General features: G+C 68.0%; 21 protein-coding genes. 10 read left to right on the top strand and 11 right to left on the bottom strand.

The window, feature by feature from the left end; all coding sequences use genetic code 11:
- A partial coding sequence (locus E3D03_RS17730) for an MFS transporter (protein ID WP_263568042.1) occupies positions 1-1,284 on the bottom strand: 1,284 nt, incomplete at its 3' end.
- A 251-nt stretch (positions 1,285-1,535) separates the two neighbouring features.
- Between E3D03_RS17730 and E3D03_RS17735 the strand changes: the two genes are divergently transcribed.
- The 4 genes from E3D03_RS17735 (at position 1,536) to E3D03_RS17750 (ending at position 4,804) form a co-directional block, all read left to right on the top strand.
- A complete protein-coding gene (locus tag E3D03_RS17735) occupies positions 1,536-2,252 on the top strand; it encodes a helix-turn-helix domain-containing protein (RefSeq protein ID WP_263568043.1) in 717 nt (238 codons plus the stop codon).
- Between the two features lie 75 nt (positions 2,253-2,327).
- Positions 2,328-3,008: a Crp/Fnr family transcriptional regulator gene (locus tag E3D03_RS17740; RefSeq protein ID WP_263568044.1), complete on the top strand. Its 681-nt coding sequence runs from the start codon at positions 2,328-2,330 to the stop codon at positions 3,006-3,008.
- Positions 3,009-3,087: 79 nt separating this feature from the next.
- Positions 3,088-3,522 carry a pseudoazurin gene (locus E3D03_RS17745; protein ID WP_018000775.1) on the top strand — a complete coding sequence of 145 codons (435 nt, stop codon included), beginning with the start codon at positions 3,088-3,090 and terminating at the stop codon, positions 3,520-3,522.
- A 73-nt stretch (positions 3,523-3,595) separates the two neighbouring features.
- Complete coding sequence (locus tag E3D03_RS17750; protein WP_263568045.1) at positions 3,596-4,804, top strand: NnrS family protein; 1,209 nt, start codon at positions 3,596-3,598, stop codon at positions 4,802-4,804.
- 6 nt (positions 4,805-4,810) lie between these two features.
- Here the strand turns inward: E3D03_RS17750 and E3D03_RS17755 are convergent, their stop codons facing one another.
- The 9 genes from E3D03_RS17755 to E3D03_RS17795 form a co-directional block, all read right to left on the bottom strand.
- A complete protein-coding gene (locus tag E3D03_RS17755) occupies positions 4,811-5,311 on the bottom strand; it encodes a DUF2249 domain-containing protein (RefSeq protein WP_263568046.1) in 501 nt (166 codons plus the stop codon).
- A gap of 29 nt (positions 5,312-5,340) precedes the next feature.
- Positions 5,341-6,270: an FAD:protein FMN transferase gene (locus tag E3D03_RS17760; RefSeq protein WP_263568047.1), complete on the bottom strand. Its 930-nt coding sequence runs from the start codon at positions 6,268-6,270 to the stop codon at positions 5,341-5,343.
- A complete protein-coding gene (locus E3D03_RS17765) occupies positions 6,260-6,781 on the bottom strand; it encodes a nitrous oxide reductase accessory protein NosL (protein WP_263568048.1) in 522 nt (173 codons plus the stop codon). The genes E3D03_RS17760 and E3D03_RS17765 overlap by 11 nt, the downstream gene beginning before the upstream one ends.
- Positions 6,782-7,600 carry an ABC transporter permease gene (locus E3D03_RS17770; protein ID WP_263568049.1) on the bottom strand — a complete coding sequence of 273 codons (819 nt, stop codon included), beginning with the start codon at positions 7,598-7,600 and terminating at the stop codon, positions 6,782-6,784. It lies immediately after the preceding gene.
- Positions 7,600-8,433 (bottom strand): ABC transporter ATP-binding protein, encoded by an 834-nt coding sequence (locus E3D03_RS17775; protein WP_263568050.1) that lies wholly within the window; start codon positions 8,431-8,433, stop codon positions 7,600-7,602. Before E3D03_RS17775 ends, E3D03_RS17770 begins: the two co-directional genes overlap by 1 nt.
- The gene (locus E3D03_RS17780; protein ID WP_263568051.1) at positions 8,434-9,759 is read right to left on the bottom strand and encodes a nitrous oxide reductase family maturation protein NosD; all 1,326 of its coding nucleotides are present in this window, start codon (positions 9,757-9,759) and stop codon (positions 8,434-8,436) included.
- On the bottom strand, positions 9,759-11,687 hold the full coding sequence (nosZ, locus tag E3D03_RS17785; protein WP_263568052.1) for a TAT-dependent nitrous-oxide reductase: 1,929 nt from the start codon (positions 11,685-11,687) through the stop codon (positions 9,759-9,761). Before nosZ ends, E3D03_RS17780 begins: the two co-directional genes overlap by 1 nt.
- A gap of 1 nt (position 11,688) precedes the next feature.
- A complete protein-coding gene (locus E3D03_RS17790) occupies positions 11,689-13,968 on the bottom strand; it encodes a NosR/NirI family protein (RefSeq protein ID WP_263568053.1) in 2,280 nt (759 codons plus the stop codon).
- 114 nt (positions 13,969-14,082) lie between these two features.
- On the bottom strand, positions 14,083-14,310 hold the full coding sequence (locus tag E3D03_RS17795; RefSeq protein ID WP_018000765.1) for a hypothetical protein: 228 nt from the start codon (positions 14,308-14,310) through the stop codon (positions 14,083-14,085).
- Between the two features lie 127 nt (positions 14,311-14,437).
- On the opposite strand from E3D03_RS17795, the gene E3D03_RS17800 reads away from it, so the two are divergent.
- From E3D03_RS17800 to E3D03_RS17825, 6 genes are read left to right on the top strand one after another with little or no spacing between them, the layout of a single operon-like run.
- Positions 14,438-14,890 carry a c-type cytochrome gene (locus tag E3D03_RS17800; protein WP_018000764.1) on the top strand — a complete coding sequence of 151 codons (453 nt, stop codon included), beginning with the start codon at positions 14,438-14,440 and terminating at the stop codon, positions 14,888-14,890.
- Positions 14,891-14,906: 16 nt separating this feature from the next.
- On the top strand, positions 14,907-16,304 hold the full coding sequence (locus E3D03_RS17805; RefSeq protein WP_018000763.1) for a cbb3-type cytochrome c oxidase subunit I: 1,398 nt from the start codon (positions 14,907-14,909) through the stop codon (positions 16,302-16,304).
- Between the two features lie 4 nt (positions 16,305-16,308).
- The gene (locus tag E3D03_RS17810; protein WP_263568054.1) at positions 16,309-17,112 is read left to right on the top strand and encodes a CbbQ/NirQ/NorQ/GpvN family protein; all 804 of its coding nucleotides are present in this window, start codon (positions 16,309-16,311) and stop codon (positions 17,110-17,112) included.
- 4 nt (positions 17,113-17,116) lie between these two features.
- The gene (locus tag E3D03_RS17815; protein ID WP_263568055.1) at positions 17,117-19,039 is read left to right on the top strand and encodes a nitric oxide reductase activation protein NorD; all 1,923 of its coding nucleotides are present in this window, start codon (positions 17,117-17,119) and stop codon (positions 19,037-19,039) included.
- On the top strand, positions 19,039-19,575 hold the full coding sequence (locus E3D03_RS17820) for a cytochrome c oxidase subunit 3 (RefSeq protein ID WP_080622693.1): 537 nt from the start codon (positions 19,039-19,041) through the stop codon (positions 19,573-19,575). The genes E3D03_RS17815 and E3D03_RS17820 overlap by 1 nt, the downstream gene beginning before the upstream one ends.
- Before the next feature lie 7 nt (positions 19,576-19,582).
- The gene (locus tag E3D03_RS17825; protein WP_062563037.1) at positions 19,583-19,828 is read left to right on the top strand and encodes a cytochrome C oxidase subunit IV family protein; all 246 of its coding nucleotides are present in this window, start codon (positions 19,583-19,585) and stop codon (positions 19,826-19,828) included.
- Here E3D03_RS17825 and E3D03_RS17830 read toward each other — a convergent pair.
- The coding region (locus E3D03_RS17830; protein WP_263568056.1) for a helix-turn-helix domain-containing protein at positions 19,825-20,080 on the bottom strand (256 nt) is incomplete at its 5' end. The two genes, E3D03_RS17825 and E3D03_RS17830, sit on opposite strands and share 4 nt — an antisense overlap.

A 20,080-nucleotide genomic window follows, 5' to 3' on the forward strand; every position in this document is an offset into this window, starting at 1 on the left:
AAAGGCCGGCAGCTGGTCCAGCGCCTTGCCCTGGGCCTGCCGCTCCATGGCGCGGATCGAGAAATGCATCCAGGCCATCGACACGACGACCACGACCAGCAGCAGCACGAAGCACGAGGTATAGACGCCGGTCAGGTCCAGGAGCGCGCCGAAGACGATGGGCAGGATGAAGCCGCCCAGGCCGCCGATCATGCCCACCAGACCGCCGACGGCGCCGACGTGGTTCGGGTAATAGACCGGGATGTGCTTGAAGACCGCGGCCTTGCCCAGGCTCATGAAGAAGCCCAGCGCAAACAGCGTGGCGACGAAGGGCCACAGGTCCATCCGGGTCGAGAACGAGATCATGCCGTTCTTGCCGTGGATGACGTAATCGGTCGGCGGATAGGACAGCATGAACAGGAAGACGGCGGCAAAGCCGAAGGTCCAGTACATCACCGTCCGCGCGCCGAAGCGGTCCGACAGCGCGCCGCCATAGGCGCGGAAGACGCTGGCCGACAGGCTGAAGGCCGCCGCCGCCATGCCGGCCGTGCGCACCTCGACGCCATAGACGTCGGTCAGGTAATGCGGCAGCCACAGCGCCAGCGCGACGAAGCCGCCGAAGACGAAGAAGTAATACAGCGAGAAGCGCCAGACCTGCAGGTTCTTCAGCGGCGCGAATTGCTCGGCCAGCGTCGGCGCCTTGACGCCGCGTGCCTTGCGTTCGGCGAAGTCCGGGTCGTCCTTGGCCAGCAGGTAGAAGGCCACGCCCATCAGCGCGATGGCGGCGGCCCAGATCTCAGCCACGCCCTGCCAGCCCATGGCGACCAGCACGAAGGGCGCCAGGAACTTGGTCACGGCCGCGCCGACATTGCCCATGCCGAAGGTGCCAAGCGCCAGGCCCTGCTTCTCGGCCGGGAACCATTTCGACACATAGGCCACGCCGATGATGAAGGACCCGCCCGCCAGGCCGACGCCGAGCGCGGCCAAGAGGAAGGTGGCATAGCTGTCGGCCAGCGTCAGCAGATAGGTCGCGACGCCGGTCAGGATCATTTGCAGCGCGAACACCAGGCGGCCGCCGAAACGCTCGGTCCAGACGCCCAGGATCAGCCGGGTCAGCGAGCCGGTCAGCACCGGCGTGGCGATCAGCAGCCCGTATTGGAATTCGGAAAGGTCCAGCTCGGCCTTGATGGTGATCCCGATGATCGAGAAGATCGTCCACACGGCAAAGCACAGGGTAAAGGCCAATGTGCTGAGCCAAAGCGCGCGCTGCTGGTCGGCGCGGGACGGGGAATGGTGTTCCGGCATGACTTTCTCCTGTCATCCGCTTCGCCTGTCACGCGAAGGGTCGAAGGATGCGAAGCACGCAAGGGAAAAACCATGTTTGATATAGATCAATCAATAATCCACCACCCCCGGAATCGCACGCGGATTGCGTTTGGATCGTCGCCTGCACGGCCAAAGTCGATTGATGATTTGCATGAAGGCACGCTTATGCTTGTCTTTTCCAAAGGCTTGAATTATCAAAAATCAAGCATTAAAATGATAAAGATCGATTCATGCGCGAAGAGGACAAGGCCGGCATCCGCGAATTGCCGCTGTTCCGCGAGGTTTCCAGCGAAACCTTCCAGGGGCTGATGGCGACCAGCTATTCCCAGGTGTTTCCGCCGAAGCTGGACCTGTTCGGTCAGGGCGACCGCGCCGATTTCCTGCACATCCTGATCGAGGGCGGCGTCGCGCTGCATGCGCAATGGAACGGGCGCGACGCGGTGATGACGCTGCTGCGGCCGGTGTCCAGCTTCATCCTGGCCGCCTGCATCCGCGACATGCCCTATCTGATGTCGGCGCGCACGCTGGAGCGTTCCACCATCGTGATGATTCCGGCAGTGGACCTGCGCGCGGCGATCCGCCGCGACGGCGACCTTGCCGCGGCGGTGATGTTCGAGCTTGCGGGCAGCTATCGCAGCATGGTCCGGCAGTCCAAGAACCTCAAGCTGCGCACGGCGCGCGAAAGGCTGGCGGCCTGGCTGCTGGCGCAGGCGCATCGGCAGGGCCGGGTCAACAGCTTCCTGCTGCCGGTGGAAAAGCGCGACTTGGCCTCGTATCTGGGCATGACGCCCGAGAGCCTGTCGCGCGCGCTCGGCGGGCTCAAGGCCGATGGCATCGCGCTGGACGGCGCCCGCGTCATCATCACCGACTGGAACCGGCTGGCCGCGGTCGCCGCCTACGACCCGCTGATCGACAAGCTGATCGACAAATGGGGCGAAGACACCTGATCCGGCCCATTCGGGCTGTGATGCGGCGCCGGTTGTGCTAGCCCTTGGGCAACGCCCTGCCCTGCCGAGACCCGCATGTCCCCCGATCTTGCCGAACTGCCGTTCTTTTCCGCCCTGACCCCCGAGCAGCTGGCCATCGTGGCCCAGGGCATGACCCGCGTGACGCTGGACCAGGGCGAGAACCTGTTCCTGCAGGGCGACCCGGCCGCACGCTTCTTCTTGCTGCTCGAGGGCCGGTTGAAGGTCACGCAGCTGACCGAGGACGGCCAGCAGTTCATCGTCCGCATCGTCCACCCGGGCGAGCTTTGCGGCTTCGGCCCCGCCATCGGCCGCACGATCTTCCCGGGCAGCGCCGAGGCCATCCTGCCCTGCCGCCTGCTGGCTTGGCCCCGCGCGCGCTGGGAGCCGCTGATCGCGGCGGCGCCGGCGCTGGCCGTCTCGGCCATCCAGGCGGTCGGGCGCAAGCTCGACGAGGCCCATACCCGCCTGCGCGAGATGACGACCGAGGACGCCGGCCGGCGCATCGCGCATCTGCTCCTGCGCCTGGCCCGCCATGCCGGGCCCGGGCCGGACCCGGTCGAGATCCCCTTTCCCATCACCCGCCAGGACATCGCCGACATGAGCGGCAACACGCTGCACACCGCCTCGCGCATCATGGCGGCGTGGGAGGCCGAGGGCATCCTGCTGCGCGCCCGGCGCAAGGTCATCATCGCCGATACCGCCGGGCTGGCCGCCATCGCCGAAACCCGCGACTGACCGGCGCAATTTGACCCAGCGCAAAGTCGGGGCCTGTCCGGCTTGCTAGGCAGCGACCGTGTTTGCAAGGAGACAGGACATGAAACGCATTCTGAGCATCGCCCTCGCGCTTGGCGTGTTGGCCGGTCCGGCGCTGGCCGCCGACCATCAGGTGCAGATGATGAACAAGGGCGCCGACGGCGCCATGGTGTTCGAACCCGCCTTCGTGAAGGCCGAGGTCGGCGACACCGTGACCTTCGTGCCCAAGGACAAGGGCCACGACGTCGTTTCGCTGCCCGGCATGCTGCCCGAGGGCGTGGCCGAGTTCGAATCGAAGCTGAACGAGGAATTCGTGCTGACGCTGGACAAGCCCGGCCTCTATGGCGTCAAATGCAAGCCGCACCTGCCCATGGGCATGGTGGCGCTGATCCAGGCCGGCGCCGACGCCTCGAACTATGACGCGGTCGCCACGGGCAAGCTGCCCAAGAAGGCGCGCGCGCGCATGGACGCCGGGCTGGCGCAGGTCACGCGCTGAGCAGATGCCGCGATGCCCGTCGCCGGCCCTTGCGGGCGACGGGCGAATGCGTCGAGCAGGAAAGGGCACGCGGATGACGAAGACCAAGGTTGCACCGGCTCGGGGCGGCATTCCACGCGGATTGTCGCGCACCGGGCCGGTGCTGTTTTCCTATGGCTTCCGGCCGTTCTTCCTGGGCGGCGCGGTCTGGGCCGTGCTCGCCATGGCGCTGTGGATCGCGGCCGTCAGCGGCCATGCCCAGCCGGGCGGCGATTACGGTGCGGCGAACTGGCACATGCACGAGATGCTGTTCGGCTTCGCCTCGGCGGTGCTCTCGGGCTTCCTGATGACAGCGGTGCCGAACTGGACCGGGCGCATGCCGCTGTCGGGCCGGCCGCTGATGGCGCTGGCGGCGCTGTGGCTGATCGGCCGGCTGGCGCTGACCTTTCCGCCCGCGGGCGCGGTCTGGCTGGGGGTGCTGGCGGATGCGCTGTTCCTGCCGGTCATGGCCGCGGTCTTCGCGATCGAGATCATCGCCGGGCGCAAGTGGCGCGACCTCAAGGTCGTGGGCGCCGTCACGGTGCTGGCGCTGGCGAACCTGGGCTTTCACCTTGCCGCGCTTGGCGGCGGCGACACCGGGATGGCAGCGCGGCTGGCGATCTCGGCCTATATCATGCTGATCGTCATCATCGGCGGCCGCATCACCCCCAGCTTCACCCGCAACTGCCTGGCGCGGCGCGGCCCCGGTCCGCTGCCGATTCCCTACAACCGTTTCGACACGCTGGTCGCCTGCGCCTCGGGCGTGACGCTGGCCGCCTGGGTGCTGGCGCCGGAAAGCCCGGCCGTGGCCGTGATGGGCCCGGTCGGGGCGGCGCTGAACCTGGCGCGGATGCTGCGCTGGCGCGGCTGGCGCACCTGGGCCGAGCCCTTGGTGCTGGCGCTGCACGGCGGCTATGCCATGCTGGCCCTGGGCTTCGCCGCCATCGGCCTGTCGGGGCTGGGCCTGCTCAGCACGGCGGGCGCGCTGCATGTCTTTGCGGTGGGCGCCATCGGCGGCGAGATGCTGGCCGTCATGGGCCGCGCCACCCGCGGCCATACCGGGCGCGCGCTGACGGCCTCGACGCTGACCGGCATCAGCTATGTGGCGATCTGGACCGCGGCGGTGCTGCGGCCGCTGGCGGAATTCGGCGATTACGACATGCTGGTCCACCTGGCCGGCGGGGCCTGGATGCTGGGCTTCGGCCTTTACGTGCTGGAATATGCTCCGATGCTGATCCGGGCGCGCAAGGACCTGCGCGCCTGATCCGTCTCAGCCCTTTCGGCGCAGCAGAAGCCGGAACCCGCTGCCATCGGTGGCGGGGTTTCCGGCCCATTGGTGCCCGGCCGCACCCAGTTCGGCCAGCAGCGCCGCCGGCTCCTCGGCCAGCAGCGCGAACAGCACGTCACCCGGCGGGATGCGCTGGAAGGTCGCGAGCAGACGCTGCGCCGCATCGTCCGGGCTGCGGTCGGTCAGGTCCAGATGCGCCATCGGCTCGGGCCAGCCGAAGGCGTCGAGCGCGCTGCCCGCGCCCAGCCCACGCGCGGCCGGGGCGAAGTCGATCTGCCAGCCCTTGTCCGCCAGCCGGATCTCGCTGTGCTCATAGCCGCGCCGGGCCATGACCCGGAACAGCGGCACCGGCCGAAACGGCGCGATCAGGCGCAGCACCTGGCCCTGCGACAGGCCATCGACCGCCGCCAGGATCACACCCAGGGGCTCGTCGCCCTGGGCGAGGATCGGGCGGACATCCAGCGTGACGATCTCGGGCTCCATGGGTTCTCCTCCCCTGTGGCTGTATCGTGTCAGGTAAAGCGCAGCTCCCGCCCGGCAGCGTCGAGCGCCCGCACCTCGACCCCCGGCAGGCGGTCCAGCGCTGCCCGGATCGCCGGCGCGGGCGCGAGGCTGAGTCCGGTCGAAAGCCCGTCCGCCAGCCCGGCGCTGTCGGCGATGACCGAGACCCGCGCCCAATCCGTGCGCGCCGTGCCGGTGGCAGGGTCGATCAGCTGCGGCAGCTTGCCCTCGGCATCGAAGCAGAAGCCGCGCGCCTCGGTGGTGGCCAGCGCCCGGTCGGTGAGCAGCGCCTGCCCGCCGCCGGCCAGCGTGACGGCCCAGGGCTCATGCGCGCTGCGCCCGCCGATGGCGCGGAATTCGCCCATGTCGACCAGCGTGTGCTCGACCCCGCCGGCGCGCAAGAGTTCGGTGATGCGGTCGGTGATGACCCCCTGGGCGATGCCGTTCAGCGTCAGCGCCTGGCCCGGCGCCATCAGGATGCGTTCGCGGCTGATGCGGATGCGCTGGAAACCCAGGCTGGGCCGCGCCGCCGCAATGGCCTGCGCATCGCCCGCGGCATAGGCGCGCCACAGCGGCTGCACAGTCGGGTCGAAGCGGCCGCCGGTCGCGGCGTGGACATCCGAGGCCAGCCGCAGCGCCGCCAGCATCTCGGGGCTGGGGGCCAGCAGGTAGCCGTCGCGGTTCAGCCGCGACAGCTCGGATTCGGCGCGATAGAGGGTGAAGATCGCCTCGAGCCGGCGCAGCTCGGCCGCGGTCTCGCGCAGCAGGATCTGGGCGCGGGCCGGGTCGGGATGGTTCAGGATCAGCGTGGTCGGCGCGCCCATGGCCTGGCCGCGCCAGACCGTCGCCTGCGGCGCCGCCAAGAGCCCGCGCGGCGAAAGCAGCGCCGCCCCCGCGACGGCGGCCGAGATGGTCAGGAAACGGCGGCGGTCAATGCGCATGCTCGGCCTCCGCTTGATCGGTCCCGCCGCCCAGCACCTCGTCCGGGGTAAGCTCGTCGAAGCTCTGCACCGTGCCGCCCTTTTCCTTGGCGAAATCCTCGGCACCGGCGCGGGTGCCGAAGGGCACGATCTCGGCCCCGCCCATCGCCGCCTCGACCTTGGCGCCGACGACATAGAAGGCCTTCCTGGCGTCGATCCAGTTGTCGGCGCCGGGATCGGCCCAGCTTTCCGCCTTGGCCATGTCCGAGACGTAGAGCCCGCCGTAATCCTTGACCTCATCCGGCATCATGGTGAAGGCCACCGTATCGCGGGCCGAGGAGAACCAATAGGCGCCCATGTCCTTCGACAGCACCACCTGGCCCTTGGGCCCTTCGTGCTCGATCAGGTTCATGCCGCAATAGCGGCCGACGGCCTCGGCGGTCATGGTCTCGGGCGGCAGGGTGGCGGTGGCATCCTGCTTGCAGCCCATCAGCGGCAGCACCAGCAGGGCGGCGATCAGCAAGGGTTTCATCTAGAGGTTCCTCCGCGCGAATACGGTCATGGCCAGCGCCAGCGGCGCCAGGCACCAGGCCAGCAGCGCCCCGGCCAGCAGCGCCGGCGTCAGGTGGGAATTGTCATAGACCCCGCCCATGCCCGACAGCAGGGCGGCGCTGCCCTCGCCCAGCGTCAGCAGGCGATAGGCGTCGGTCGGATTGGCCAGCAGCGCCATGTCCATCAGCCCGCCCGGCACGGCATGGCCGCCGCGCGCCACCAGCGCCGCCAGCAGCGCCATGTCGTAAAGCGCGACGAAGAACAGCCACAGTCCGATGGCGATGCCGGCGGCGGTCGAGCTTTCCTGCACCATGCTCGAGGCCAGCACCCCCAGCCCCAGGAAGACCGCGCCCAGCAGCACCGAGACGGCGGTCATGAAGGCGAAGGCCTGCCAGCCCTCGGCGCCGTGGCGCCAGATCACGAAGACGGCGGCGCAGCCGAAGCCGATCACGGTGGCCAGCGCCAGGATGGCCAGCTGGCCCAGGAACTTGCCGGCGACGACCTGCCAGCGCGCCAAGGGGTGGCTCAGCAGCAGCAGCAGGGTGCCGCGCTCGGCCTCGCGGGTGATGCTGTCATGCGAGAGCAACAGCGCGATCAGCGGCACCAGGAAGATGGTCAGGCTGGCGAGCCCCACCACCACCACGTCCAGCGCCCCGGTCGCGGTCGAGCCGGTCGGCGCCGAGCCGAGCGCCGCGATGGCCCCGGCCAGCGCCGCCATCACGGCGGTCATCGAGACCACCCAGCGGTTGCGCACCCCCTCGGCCAGTTCGCGGCGGGCAATGGTCAGGATCGCGGACATCAGGCGGCCTCGCGTTGCAGGAAATGGGCATAGATGTCGTCGAGGCTGGGATCCTCCAGCGTGATCCGGGTCGCGCCCTGGTCCAGGAGCGCGCGCAGCACGGCGGGCTTCTCGTCCTGGCCCAGTTCGATCCGGCGCGGCGCGCCGTCCAGGACGCAGGACAGGCGCGAGGGCAGCCCGGCCAGCGCCCGCAACTCCTCGAGCGTGCCGTCGGCGATCTTGCGGCCGCGGTTCAGCACGATGACCCGCTCGGCATGGCCTTCCAGCTCGGTCAGCGCGTGCGAGGACAGAAGCACCGTCGCCCCCGCCCGCGCTCGTTCGGCGACGATGCCGTAAAGCTCGCGCCGGAGCGCCGGGTCGAGACCCGAGGTCGGCTCGTCCAGAAGCAGCAGGCGCGGGTCGCCCAAGAGCGCCTGCGCCAGGCCCAGGCGTTGCCGCATGCCCTTGGAATAGGTGCGCACCGGCCGGTCGGCGGCCTCCGACAGTCCGACGCGGGCAAACAGCGCGTCATGGCCGCGCGCCGGCAGGCCCTTCAGCCGGGCATAGAAGCCCAGCGTCTCGCGCCCGGAAAAGGCCAGGTGGAACTGCACGCTTTCCGGCAGATAGCCAAGCGCGCGCCGCGCCGCCTTGTCGCCGGGATCGGCGCCCAGCACGGTCAGCTCGCCGCCATCGGGCCGGGTCAGGCCCAGCATCATCTTGATCTGCGTGGTCTTGCCGGCGCCGTTATGGCCGACCAGCGCCACCACCTGCCCCGGCTCCAGCGCATAGGACAGGTCGCTGACCACGGCGCGGCCGCCATAGAGCTTGCTGACGCGGTCAAGGATCACGGTCATCTACAGCGGCCTTTCGGAATTCGGGCGCATCAGCGCATGGCTGTCGGTGACGCCGCCCGGCAGCAGCGCCGGAAAGCGGCTTTGCGCGAAACGCAGGATCTGCACGGCGGGGCTGGTCAGCAGCAACCGGGCCTGCGGCGCGGTCCACATCACCTTGTCCACCATGTCGTTCGGGCGATAGGGACTGTCGGCCAGCCCGTCGCCGTCCAGGTCGAAGGCGGCATTGTCGGACCAATAGTTGCCGACGCCGTCCAGCGACCATTCCAGATAGCGGGTGCCCACGTATTTCACCTGGATGCGGTTGCCGATGAAATCGTTGCGGCTCATGCGGTTGCCCTCGGCGCCGGCGGTGAAATGCACGCCGATGGCGCAGCCCTCGAAGCGGTTGCCGATGAAGCTGTTCTTGTTGGTGTCATAGATGAAGACGCATTTTTCCGGCGCGATGCGGCTGCCCCCCGCGGCCGGATCGGCGGCGGGAACGCCGGCCTCGGCGCTTTGGCCGCTGTCGCGCCAGCGTTCCTCGGCGGCGGGATGGCCGGTGACGACATTGCCTTCGATCACCGAATGATTGGCCGAATTCAAGAGCAGGCCATAGTCGCGGTCGTTGTCCGAGCGGTTGCCGATGATCTTCAACCGATTTGAGAACATGATCGCGTAACCCATTGTATTGTCGCGCGAGCGGTTCCCCTCGATCGTGCTGTCGGCGGTGTTCATGTAATGGATGGCGAAGCGGGTGCCGTGGATGTCATTGCCCCGGAACACGTTCTTCTTGGAGACCGAGACGAAGATGCCGTCGCGGCCAAGAGTGATCTTGTTGCCCTCGACCACGGCGCCGGGGGCGTTCCAGACGCTGACGCCGTTGCCCAGTTCGGATTGCCGGCCGCGCCGGCCCTCGATGCGGTTGTCGGCCACCAGGCTGTCGCGCGCGCCCTGGATGCGGATGCCGTGAAGGTTGTCGGTCAGCACATTGCCGTCCACGCGCGCGCCGGTGGCGCGCTTGGTCAGGAAGATGCCGGAATCCATCTTGTCGAGGTCGCTGCCCGAGCCGGTGACGGCAAGCCCGGTGATGCGCACGTCCGGGGCATCAACCGCGATCACATGGCCCTGGCCCCGGCCGTCGACTACGGCGCCGGCTTCGCCGCGCAGGGTCAGCGGCGTCTCGATCAGCAGGGGGCCGCGCCAGCGCCCGGCCCCCAGCACGATCTCGTCCCCTGCCCGCGCCTGGTCCAGCGCCGATGCCAGCGCGGCATCGTCGGCCGGCTGCCAGACCCGCGCCGCAAGCGGCGAGGCCAGGCAGATCAGCAGCAGGGCAAGGGACAGGCGCATCAGGCTTTTTCCACCAGCATGCGGCCCTTCATCTCCATGTGCATGGCATGGCAGAACCACGAGCAGTAATACCAGTAGACGCCCGGCCGCTGGGCCGTGAAGGTGACGGATGCAGTCGCCTGCGGCGCCACCTCCATGTTGATGCCGTAGTTGATGATCGAAAAGCCGTGGGTCAGGTCCTCGACATCGTCGATATTGGTGACATAGACCGTCACCTCGTCGCCCTGCTTGACGGTGAAGCTGTCCAGCCCGAAGGCCGGCGCCGAGGAGGTCATGTAGACCCGGACCTTGTTGCCGTCGCGGATCACCTCGCTGTCGGCCGTCAGGTCGATGCCGTCCTTTTTCGCCTGCTCGACGGCATCGGCAAAGAACGGATCGTTGCGGTCCCAGACCGAGACCGGGTTGATCTTCGAGGCATGCACGATGGTCGCGTCATGCGGCTCGGCAAAGGTCGGGTTGTCGTGGACGATCTTCATCTCGTCGCCCGAGATGTCGATCAGCTGGTCGCATTCCGGCTTCAGCGGACCGACGTTCAGGAAGCGGTCCTTCGAGAACTTGTTGAGCGAGATCAGCCATTTGCCGTCCGCTTCCTTGGTCTGGCCCATCGAGGTGTGGTTATGGCCGGGCTGGTAGTGGACGTCCAGCTTCTGCCGGATCGGGTCGACCTTCTCGCCCTGATAGGCCTTGATGGCGTCCTCGATGTTCCACTTGCAGATCTGGCTGTCGATGAACAGCGTGGTATAGGCGTTGCCCTTGCCGTCATAGGCGGTGTGCAGCGGGCCAAGGCCCAGCTCCGGCTCGGCCACCACGCAGTCGCGGCCCTGGATCTTGTCGGCGAAGAGATCGTCGAACTTGCGCACATCGAACACGGTGACCGTGGGCGAAAGCTTTCCGGCGGCGACGATATGGATGCCGTCCGGCGCGGTGTTGATGCCATGCGGACCGTTCGGCACCGGTATATAGCGCACCAGCTTGTTCTTTTCGCCGGTGCCGTCCAGCACGCGCACGCCGTTCAGGACCTCACCTTCCTCGGCCTTCACGGCGGCCTCGATGGCCTGGATGTTGAAGACGGTCAGCCAGTCCTGATCCTTCTCCATGGTCTCTTCCAGCGTCACGCCGCCTTCCGAGTTGTAGCAGGTGGCAAAGGCGTATTTGCCCTGGTAGTCGGCATCGACGTTGTCGAGGTTGCCGTCCACCTTGATCTGCCAGGCCACCTGCATCGTGTCGCCGTCGATGGCCGAGAAGATCGAGAAATACTGCTTGGGGTCGTCCAGCACGGTGCCGTCGTTGGGCAGCGGCACACCGTCCTCGCCATTGGCGAAGACATAGCCGGTGCGCGGGTATTTCTGGACCCGCAGCCCGTGGACGGTGTGCTGGTTCGGCAGTTCGATGATCTTGTCGCATTTCATCACGTCCAGACGGACGCGGCAGACGCGGGTATTGGCCTTGTCATTGGCAAAAAGATAGCGGCCGTCATAGGTGCCATCCGTTTGCGACGGATGCGGATGGTGCAGGTCGCCGTTCAGGTAGACGCCGCCCTTGTCCTTCAGGAACTCGACCGTCTCGGGGGTCAGCCCCTCGGTCAGCACCTTGCGCGATTCGTTGGTCTGGCCCCAGCCGGTGGCGCCGTCGCGGTTGAAGACCGGAATGCGCATCAATTCGCGCATCGAGGGCAGGCCGACGATGCGGATCTCGCCGGACTGGCCGCCCGAGACAAAGACATAGTATTCGTCCAGCTCGCCCGGATGCACGACATATTCCTGGTTGCCGGGCGAGCCCTGCGCCAAGGCCGGGCCGGCGGCGGCAGCCGCGGCAAGGCCGGCGCCCGCACCGATCACGGCGCGCGGCGCAAAACCGCCGGCGGCGGCGGCCACCGTGGTGCCAAGCAACTGGCGGCGGTTCAGCCGCATATCACTGTCTTCGGTCATCTCAAGCTCCTTTGAGATCGGGGGGTTGCGTTGCGGCCTGCTGCGCGCGGAAGGCCGGTGGTTGTGCGCGGGCCGTCTTGGGCGCTGCCGCGGGTGCCGGTTTCGGCGCGGCGCTGCGGGCGATCTTTTCGCGGCGGGCCTTGACGGTGATCATGTGCGGGCAGCGGGTGTCGTCGTGATAGAGCACCTGGCAATTCATGCAGTAGATGCATTCGTTGACATTGATCTGGCCCTCGGGGTGGATGGCCTGGACCGGGCAATCGTTGGCGCAGCGTTGGCAGGGGCTGCCGCATTCCGGCCAGCGCTTCAGCCATTCGAACATGCGCATCCGCCCCGGGATCGCCAGCGCCGCGCCCAGGGGGCACATGTAGCGGCAATAGAAGCGCTCGATGAACAGCCCGGGCAGCAGGCAGGCCAGGGCGAACAGCACGAAGCCCCATTCGCGCATGAATTTCAGGATGATCGCGGTCTTGAACGGTTCGACCTCGGCATAGATCTCGGCATCCGAGAGCGAGTAAAGCGACAGGCCGAACAACCCCAGGAAGATCATGTATTTGATCGGCCACAGCCGTTCGTGCAGCCCCCAGGGCAGGGTGATCTGCGGAAAGCGCAGCCACCGTGCGACGGTGTTGGAGAGCTCCTGCAGCGCGCCGAAGGGGCAGAGCCAGCCGCAGAACGGCCCGCGGCCCCAGAACAGCAGCCCCGCCGCGACCGAACACCACAGGATGAAGACCAAGGGCGCCGACAGGAAATATTCCCAGGAAAAGCCCGAGAGCAGCGCGTTGAAGAAGGTCAGCACGTTCACGACCGACAGCTGGGTGTGGACCATCCAGCCCAGCCAGACCAGGGTGAAGGTCAGATAGGCGCGCCGCACCCACAGGAAGGTGCGCGGGTATTTCGTCAGCACGTCCTGGAAGAAGAAGATCGCCGTCAGCACCGCCAGCGCCACGCCAAGGATGGCGATCTGGACATGGTTCATCTGCCACATGCTTTTCCACAGCGCCGGGCCGTCGTCCTCGGGCGCGGGCTGGCCGACCTGGGTGCGGGCCTGCGGCTCGGGCTGGGCGGCGGGCGCCGGCTCGGGTTCGGGGGCCGGCAGCAGGTAGCGTTCCGGGATCTGATAGGCCAGGTCGAAGGGCAGCGTGGCCTTGTCCCGGCCCTGGGTCTGGCGCTGGACCAGCAATTGCAGGTCGAAGGGCTGGGTCACGTCGAAGGTGAAGTCCTGCGGCACCACGAAAAGCGCGATCTCCTTCAGCCGCGGCGCGCCCTGGGCGGCCAGCACCGGGATGCGGGTATGGTCGTGGTCTTTGAAGCGCAGGCCCTGGCCGTCCTGCATCAGCTCGATGCGGTCGAAGATGCCGCCGCGCACATAGCCCGAGCCCTTGAAGGAATAGGCGCCGTCGCCCGCTACCAGCAGCGCCGACTGGCCGGGCTTCAGCTTGGCGGCCAGCCGGTCATAGGCGACGTCGCCGAGCAGGCTGCGGCCGATGGCGGGGACCGAGACCGGCGCCATGTAAAGGTTGATGAAATCCGCCTCGGGGTCGGCGGCTTCGGGATGGCCGGCGGCGGCGGGCTGGCCCGCATCGGCGAAGGCCTTGCTGACCTCGCCCACGCTCAGCACCAGCCCGCGCACCGAGCCGTCGCCCAGAAGCGTCTGCCAGTCCGCGGTCTGCGTCACGGCCGGGTCCAACTCGCGTCGCACCGCCTGGGGCGCGGGCCCGGCGGCGCTGCCGTCGAGCCGGCCCGAGCGGATCAGCTTGACCGCCGAGCGCACGATGCTGTCGCCCATCACCAGCACCGTGACCGTGGCGCCCGAGACGATTTCGGCCTGCGGCGGCTTCACCTCGCCGCGCGCGACGTGGCCCAGGTCGCTGCCGATCAGCCCGTTCAGCGCGGCCAGAACCTTGGCCTCGGGGATACCGATCAGCACGATCGGCTCGTGATGCTCGACCAGGTTGATGCCGCGAATCACGCCCTTGGCGTCGATGCCGACCACGATCCGGATCGGCTTGCCGGAATAGCCGGTCGAGGCGGTGAAATCGCTGTTCAGATAGGCATAGCCCAAGGTCTGGTCGCCCTTCAGCACCGGCACGATGGCCGGATCGCCCTGCGGCGTGCCGTAAGCGTCGGCCTCGGCGAAAAGCTGCGTGGGCGGGGTCTTGTCCAGCGCCTCGGCCAGGGTCAGCGCCTGGGCCGCGCCGCAGACAAGGGGCAAGAGCAGGCAGAGCGCAGCCAGCCACAGGCCCCGGCGGGCAGATTGCAGAAGATGCGAAAAGGCCATCTGACGCTCCGGCTGGACAGCATGCGCACCGACCATGGCGCAGGCGCGTGTCGGTAACATTGCGCCAGCACAACTTGGTCGGAATGGACAGGAAACCCGTTAAACCGCTCCGGGTCAACCTTCCCGGGCTTCATCCAGAAGGCGAGAAACCCAGCGCCCGGCGAGCCAGGCCGCGGGAACCCCCAGCGGCACCGACCAGGCCAGCGCGGCGCGCGGCGACAGCGCCGTCAGGCCGAAGGCCTGGCTGAGCAGGCCCAGCATGAAAAGGTTGATCGCCACCGCCCCCGCCGCAAAGACATAGAGCAGGATCGCGAGTTTCCAGACGGGCCATCGGGTCGGCATGGGGTTCTCCTGTGATGCCGCATCATGCGCAGAAAGGATTTTTGTCATCCTTGACTTCTGTCAAGGCAACCGCGCCGCCGCACCGCCATATCAGGGCCATCGCCAACAACTCCCGGAGGTCTTTGCCATGCGCGAAGTCCTGACGAAGAGCATGGCCCGCAATATCTTCTATGGCGGGTCGCTGTTCTTCATTCTCATCTTCATCGGCCTGTTCGTTCACGGCCACTGGTATATCACCCATGTCTCGACCGATCAGGCGGGGCTGACCGACAGCGTGAAGCGCGGCAAGCACGTCTGGGAGGAAAAGGCCTGCGTGAACTGCCATTCGATCCTGGGCGAAGGCGCCTATTTCGCACCCGAGGTCGGCAATGTCATGAAACGCTGGGGCGTCGACGACGATCCCGACATGGCCTTCGAGACGCTGAAAGGCTGGATGGATGCCCAGCCCTCGGGCACGCCTGGCCGCCGCCAGATGCCGCAGTTCAACCTGAGTGACGAGGACGTCCGCGCGCTGTCGGATTTCCTGCTGTGGACCGGCCGCATCAACACCCAGGACTGGCCGCCGAACGACGCCGGCTGAGCGAAAGGGAACCATCATGAAATATCAATCCCAGAAGATCGCGCTGGCCTATATCTATGTCGCGCTGATCCTCTTTGCCGTCCAGGTCACCATGGGGGTGGTCATCGGCTATATCTACGTCAATCCGAACTTCCTGTCCGAGATCCTGCCCTTCAACATCGGCCGGATGCTGCACACCAACTCGCTGATCGTCTGGCTGCTGACCGGCTTTTTCGGCGCCGCCTATTTCCTGATCCCCGAGGAGGCCGAGCGCGAGATCCACTCGGTCAAGGCCGCCTATATCCAGCTCGCCATCCTGGTGATCGGCACGGCGGGCGTGGTCGTGACCTATCTCTTCAACCTGTTCGAGGGCAACTTCCTGCTGGGCCGCGAGGGGCGCGAGTTCCTCGAGCAGCCGCGCTGGGTCAAGGCCGGCATCGTCATCGCGGCGCTGATCTTCCTGTGGAACGTCAGCATGACCGTGCTCAAGGGCCGCAAGACGGTGATCTCGTCAATCCTGCTGCTGGGGCTCTGGGGGCTGGCGCTGCTGTTCCTGTTCTCGTTCTACAACCCGTCGAACCTGGCGCTCGACAAGCAATACTGGTGGAACGTCGTCCACCTGTGGGTCGAGGGCGTTTGGGAACTGATCATGGCCTCGATCCTCGGCTTCCTGATGCTGAAGCTGACGGGCGTGGACCGCGAGGTTGTGGAGAAATGGCTCTATGTCATCGTCGCCACGGCGCTGTTCTCGGGCATCCTCGGCACCGGGCACCACTATTACTGGATCGGCCTGCCGGCCTATTGGCAGTGGATCGGCTCGATCTTCTCGAGCTTCGAAATCGTGCCGTTCTTCGCCATGATGGCCTTTGCCTTCGTCATGGTCTGGAAGGGCCGGCGCGACCATCCGAACAAGGCGGCGCTGCTCTGGAGCCTCGGCTGCTCGGTCCTGGCCTTCTTCGGTGCGGGCGTCTGGGGCTTCCTGCACACGCTGCACGGGGTGAACTACTATACCCATGGCACCCAGGTCACGGCGGCGCACGGGCACCTGGCGTTCTATGGCGCCTATGTCTGCCTGAACCTCGCGCTCTTCACCTATGCGCTGCCGATCCTGCGCCGGCGCGATCCCTACAACCAGGTGCTGAACATGGCCGCCTTCTGGCTGATGTCCGGCGGCATGCTGTTCATGACCTTCGTGCTGACCTTTGCCGGCACGCTGCAAACCCACCTGCAGCGCGTCCTGGGCGAATATTACATGGACGTGCAGGACCAGATCGCGCTGTTCTACTGGATGCGGCTCGGCGCGGGCGTGGCGGTGGTCATCGGCGCCTATATGCTGATCTATTCGCTCCTGGTGCCGCGCCGCGAAGTGGTGCGCCCCGGCCCGGTCGAACGTGAACGGCTGGCCAAAGACCCCGACCATGTCGCAGCGGAGTGAAACGATGGACGGAACCTTCGACACGAAGGGGGCGAGCGCCCCCTTCTACCTGCCCCAGGGCGACGAGTGCCAGATCTTCGCCGCCGCCCATGCCGCCAACCTGCCCCTGCTGCTGAAGGGCCCGACCGGCTGCGGCAAGACCCGCTTCGTCGCCCATATGGCGGCGCGGCTGGGCCGGCCGCTCTATACCGTCGCCTGCCACGACGACCTCTCGGCCGCCGACCTGATCGGCCGCTATCTGCTGAAGGGCGGCGAGACGGTCTGGGTCGACGGCCCGCTGACCCGGGCCGTACGCCAGGGCGCGATCTGCTATCTCGACGAGGTGGTCGAGGCCAGGAAGGACGTGGCCGTGGTCCTGCACCCGCTGACCGACGACCGCCGCATCCTGCCGATCGACCGCACCGGCGAGGAATTGCAGGCGGCGCCCGGCTTCATGCTGGTGGCATCCTACAACCCCGGCTACCAGAACATCATGAAGACGCTGAAACCCTCGACCCGGCAGCGTTTCCTGTCGGTCGAATTCACCTTCCCCCGGCCCGAGCATGAAATCCCCGTGGTGGCGCGCGAAAGCGGGCTGGACGAGGATCGCGTGGCGCTGCTGGTGCGGCTGGCGAACAAGCTGCGCGGGCTCAAGGGCCAGGATCTCGAGGAAGGCGTCTCGACCCGGCTGGTGGTCTATGCCGCCACCCTGATCGCCGGAGGCATGGCGCTGGAGCGCGCCATCCTTGCCGCGATGATCGAGCCCCTGACCGACGATGCCGACACCCGCAAGGGCCTCTTGGACCTGGCCGTGGCGGTGACGGGATAAAGCCATGGCCCATATCGAGATCGCCCCCTGGGAGCCCGAGGAAACCGTCGGCAAGCTGTGGCACCTGATCGCCTCGCGCATGGACCCGCCGCAGCGCTACCCCGAGGCCGCCGTCCGCTTCGAGGACATGCGCGGCCGCATCGCCGTGCTGTTCCGGGGCCTCGGCGGGGCGGCCGATGTCGAGCTGAAGCCGGTGGCCGACCAGTCCGGCCGCCACCGCATCTCCTGGCGGCGCCGGCTGGCCTTTGAACAGGAACGCCTGGCCCGCAGCAGCTTCGACGGCGACGCCCTGCGCCTGCCGGCCGAGTTGGCCGAATTCCCGCGACCTCAGGACAACGAGGGGCTCTACCTGTGGCTGGCGGCCGCCTCGGCCCATGCCCCGCGCTTCGCCGCCGAGGCCGATCCGCTGCGCGCCGATCTGGCCGGCATCGCCGCCGGCATGGCGATGCTGCGCGCGACGCTGGATGCCGCGCCGGGGCTGGCCGCGCTGTGGTCGCGGCTGGCCGCCGCGCATCTGCAGGCCCGCCGCCGCCCCGCCCTGCGCGGGACCGAGGCGCAGGTCGAGATCCTGGTCCGCCACCTGCTGGGCGATCCGCAGCCGCCGGAACCCGCGCTGCTGTCGGGCTATGCCGCCCCGCCCGCGCATTGGCAGGCGCCGCGCGGCTATCGCCCGGTGCTGCCGGTGCCGATGTGGCCGGACCTGCGCGGCCTTGTCCAGGCCCCCGGCGAGCAGGTCGCAAGCCTGCCCACGGACGGCACCCCCGAGGAAGGCGGCGACGGCACCGCCCGCAAGACCCGGCGGATGAAATCCGACCAGGCCGAGCGCAAGGACAGCATCATCCTTTACAAGTTCGAGGCCATGCTGACCTGGGCCGAGATGATGAACATCAACCGCCGGGTCGAGGACGACGACCTCGACAATGCCAAGAAGGCCGCCGACGACCATGAGGAGATCGTGCTGGGCCAGGTCTCGAAGGCCCCGGCGACCAAATTGAAGCTGCATCTCGACCTCGCGCCCGAGGACGTGGACCGCGAGCGCATCGCCGGCCGCTTCACCTATCCCGAATGGGACGCGAGGGGCGGCGTCTGGCTGCCCGACCATTGCCGCGTGCTGGCCGCCCCGGTCGAGCCGGTGCCCGATTACGCCGGCGTCACCGACCCGGCCACCCGCCGCCGCATCGAGGCCGTGCGCCGCCAGTTCCAGGCGCTGCGCCCGGCCAGGGCGATCCGCCACGCCCAGCCCGACGGCGACGAACTGGATCTCGACGCCGCGCTGCGCAGCATCGCCGACCTGCGCGCCACCGGGCGCGGCAGCGACCGCATCTGGCAGCAGGCCCGGCAGGAAAACCGCGACCTCGCCGTCTCGATCCTGCTCGACGTGTCGCGCTCGACCGAAAGCGCCGTCACCGGGCGCCCGGTCATCGACATCGCGCGCGAGGCGCTGACCGCGCTGGCCTGGGGCCTGGACGCCTGCGGCGACCGCTTCGCCATCCAGGGCTTTTCCTCGCTGAAGCGCGACCGGGTCTGGATCCACGACTGCAAGCCCTTCACCGAACCCATGTCGCGCGAGGTCGAGGCCCGCATCCACGCCCTGCGCCCGGGCTTCTATACCCGGCTTGGCGCCGCGATCCGCCACGCCTCGGCCGGGCTCGCCGAAGAGGGCCGCTCGCGCCGGCTGCTGATCGTCATCACCGACGGCAAGCCCAACGACCTGGACCATTACGAGGGCCGCCACGGCATCGAGGACAGCGCCATGGCCGTGCGCCAGGCCCGCCGCGCCGGCCATGCGGTCTTTGGCATCACCATCGACAAGGGCGCGCAAAGCTGGTTCCCGCGCATCTTCGGCCAGGGCGGTTTCTCGGTGATCCGCGATCCCGACCGGCTGACCGGCGCCCTGCCGGAAATCTATCGCCAGCTGGTGCTGTGATGCGGATCGACGACCTGCCGGGAGAGCTGATCCTGTGGATCCTGATCGCCTCGGAAGTGCTGGTCTTTGCCGCCGGGCTTTCCGCCATGGTGGCGATGGGGCTGCGCGACCCGCAGGGCTTTGCCGCCGCGCAGGGCCACTTGGACGGGCGGCTGGCGGCGCTGAACACGGTGATCCTGGTCACGTCGGGCCTGTTCGCGGCGCGGGCGGAACGCGATGCCGCCGCCGGCCTGCGCGCCCGCGCCCGGCTGGGCCTGGGCCTCGCCGGGCTCGGCGGGCTGATGTTCCTGGCGCTGAAGGCGGTGGAATACGCCCGCGACATCCGCGCCGGCCTGGGGATGGACGGCCATCCCTTCTATACCTTCTATTACCTGCTGACCGGCTTTCACGCCGCCCATGTCATCGCCGGCGTGGCGGTGCTGGCGCTGGTCGCGATCCGGGCCCGGCCGGCCCCGGTGCAGGCCGGGGCGATGTTCTGGCATATGGTGGATCTGGTCTGGGTGCTGATCCTGCCCGTCATCTATCTGATCTGGTAGGGAAATCATGGACGCCCTGACCCGAACCTGGCTGCTGCTTCTGGGCCTGACGCTGGCAACCGCGCTGCTGGCCGGCATCGACGGAAGGCTGGCGGCCCTGGCGCTGCTGGCGCTGGCCTGGCTGAAGGCGCGCGCGATCCTGGGCGGTTTCCTGCATCTGCGCGCAGCACCCGGCTGGCTGGGCGCCGCCATGCTGCCGCTGGGCATCTGGCTTGCCGCGATCGGCGCGCTGTGCCTTGTCGCGCTTGGCTAGGGCGCGGTCTCGGCATGGGCGACCTCGCGCAGGCGAGCCACCGAATCGATCACGGCGCTGGCCTGGTCGATGCGCACGCCGCATTGCCGCAGCCGGGCAAAGCTGCGGCTCAGGCTTTCCGGCTTCATCCCCAGCCGGCCGGCGATCAGCATCTTGTCATAGGGCAGCATCACTGTGGTGCTTTCGGCATCGGGCGGGCACAGGTCCAACAGGAACTCGGCCACCCGCTGCGCGCCCGAGCGGGCCTTGAGC

This window comes from Paracoccus sp. DMF (genome assembly GCF_004407025.1).
Classification (GTDB): Bacteria; Pseudomonadota; Alphaproteobacteria; order Rhodobacterales; family Rhodobacteraceae; genus Paracoccus; species Paracoccus aminovorans_B.

Bases quoted from the DNA above. Each gene is read 5' to 3' on its own strand.
- E3D03_RS17820 (WP_080622693.1), top strand. From the start codon at position 19,039: ATGCGGATCGACGACCTGCCGGGAGAGCTGATCCTGTGGATCCTGATC.
- E3D03_RS17825 (WP_062563037.1), top strand. From the start codon at position 19,583: ATGGACGCCCTGACCCGAACCTGGCTGCTGCTTCTGGGCCTGACGCTG.
- nosZ (WP_263568052.1), bottom strand. From the start codon at position 11,687: ATGACCGAAGACAGTGATATGCGGCTGAACCGCCGCCAGTTGCTTGGC.
- E3D03_RS17750 (WP_263568045.1), top strand. From the start codon at position 3,596: ATGACGAAGACCAAGGTTGCACCGGCTCGGGGCGGCATTCCACGCGGA.
- E3D03_RS17770 (WP_263568049.1), bottom strand. From the start codon at position 7,600: ATGTCCGCGATCCTGACCATTGCCCGCCGCGAACTGGCCGAGGGGGTG.
- E3D03_RS17760 (WP_263568047.1), bottom strand. From the start codon at position 6,270: ATGCGCATTGACCGCCGCCGTTTCCTGACCATCTCGGCCGCCGTCGCG.
- E3D03_RS17740 (WP_263568044.1), top strand. From the start codon at position 2,328: ATGTCCCCCGATCTTGCCGAACTGCCGTTCTTTTCCGCCCTGACCCCC.
- E3D03_RS17805 (WP_018000763.1), top strand. From the start codon at position 14,907: ATGAAATATCAATCCCAGAAGATCGCGCTGGCCTATATCTATGTCGCG.
- E3D03_RS17810 (WP_263568054.1), top strand. From the start codon at position 16,309: ATGGACGGAACCTTCGACACGAAGGGGGCGAGCGCCCCCTTCTACCTG.
- E3D03_RS17780 (WP_263568051.1), bottom strand. From the start codon at position 9,759: ATGCGCCTGTCCCTTGCCCTGCTGCTGATCTGCCTGGCCTCGCCGCTT.
- E3D03_RS17790 (WP_263568053.1), bottom strand. From the start codon at position 13,968: ATGGCCTTTTCGCATCTTCTGCAATCTGCCCGCCGGGGCCTGTGGCTG.
- E3D03_RS17735 (WP_263568043.1), top strand. From the start codon at position 1,536: ATGCGCGAAGAGGACAAGGCCGGCATCCGCGAATTGCCGCTGTTCCGC.
- E3D03_RS17800 (WP_018000764.1), top strand. From the start codon at position 14,438: ATGCGCGAAGTCCTGACGAAGAGCATGGCCCGCAATATCTTCTATGGC.
- E3D03_RS17815 (WP_263568055.1), top strand. From the start codon at position 17,117: ATGGCCCATATCGAGATCGCCCCCTGGGAGCCCGAGGAAACCGTCGGC.
- E3D03_RS17755 (WP_263568046.1), bottom strand. From the start codon at position 5,311: ATGGAGCCCGAGATCGTCACGCTGGATGTCCGCCCGATCCTCGCCCAG.
- E3D03_RS17765 (WP_263568048.1), bottom strand. From the start codon at position 6,781: ATGAAACCCTTGCTGATCGCCGCCCTGCTGGTGCTGCCGCTGATGGGC.
- E3D03_RS17775 (WP_263568050.1), bottom strand. From the start codon at position 8,433: ATGACCGTGATCCTTGACCGCGTCAGCAAGCTCTATGGCGGCCGCGCC.
- E3D03_RS17795 (WP_018000765.1), bottom strand. From the start codon at position 14,310: ATGCCGACCCGATGGCCCGTCTGGAAACTCGCGATCCTGCTCTATGTC.
- E3D03_RS17745 (WP_018000775.1), top strand. From the start codon at position 3,088: ATGAAACGCATTCTGAGCATCGCCCTCGCGCTTGGCGTGTTGGCCGGT.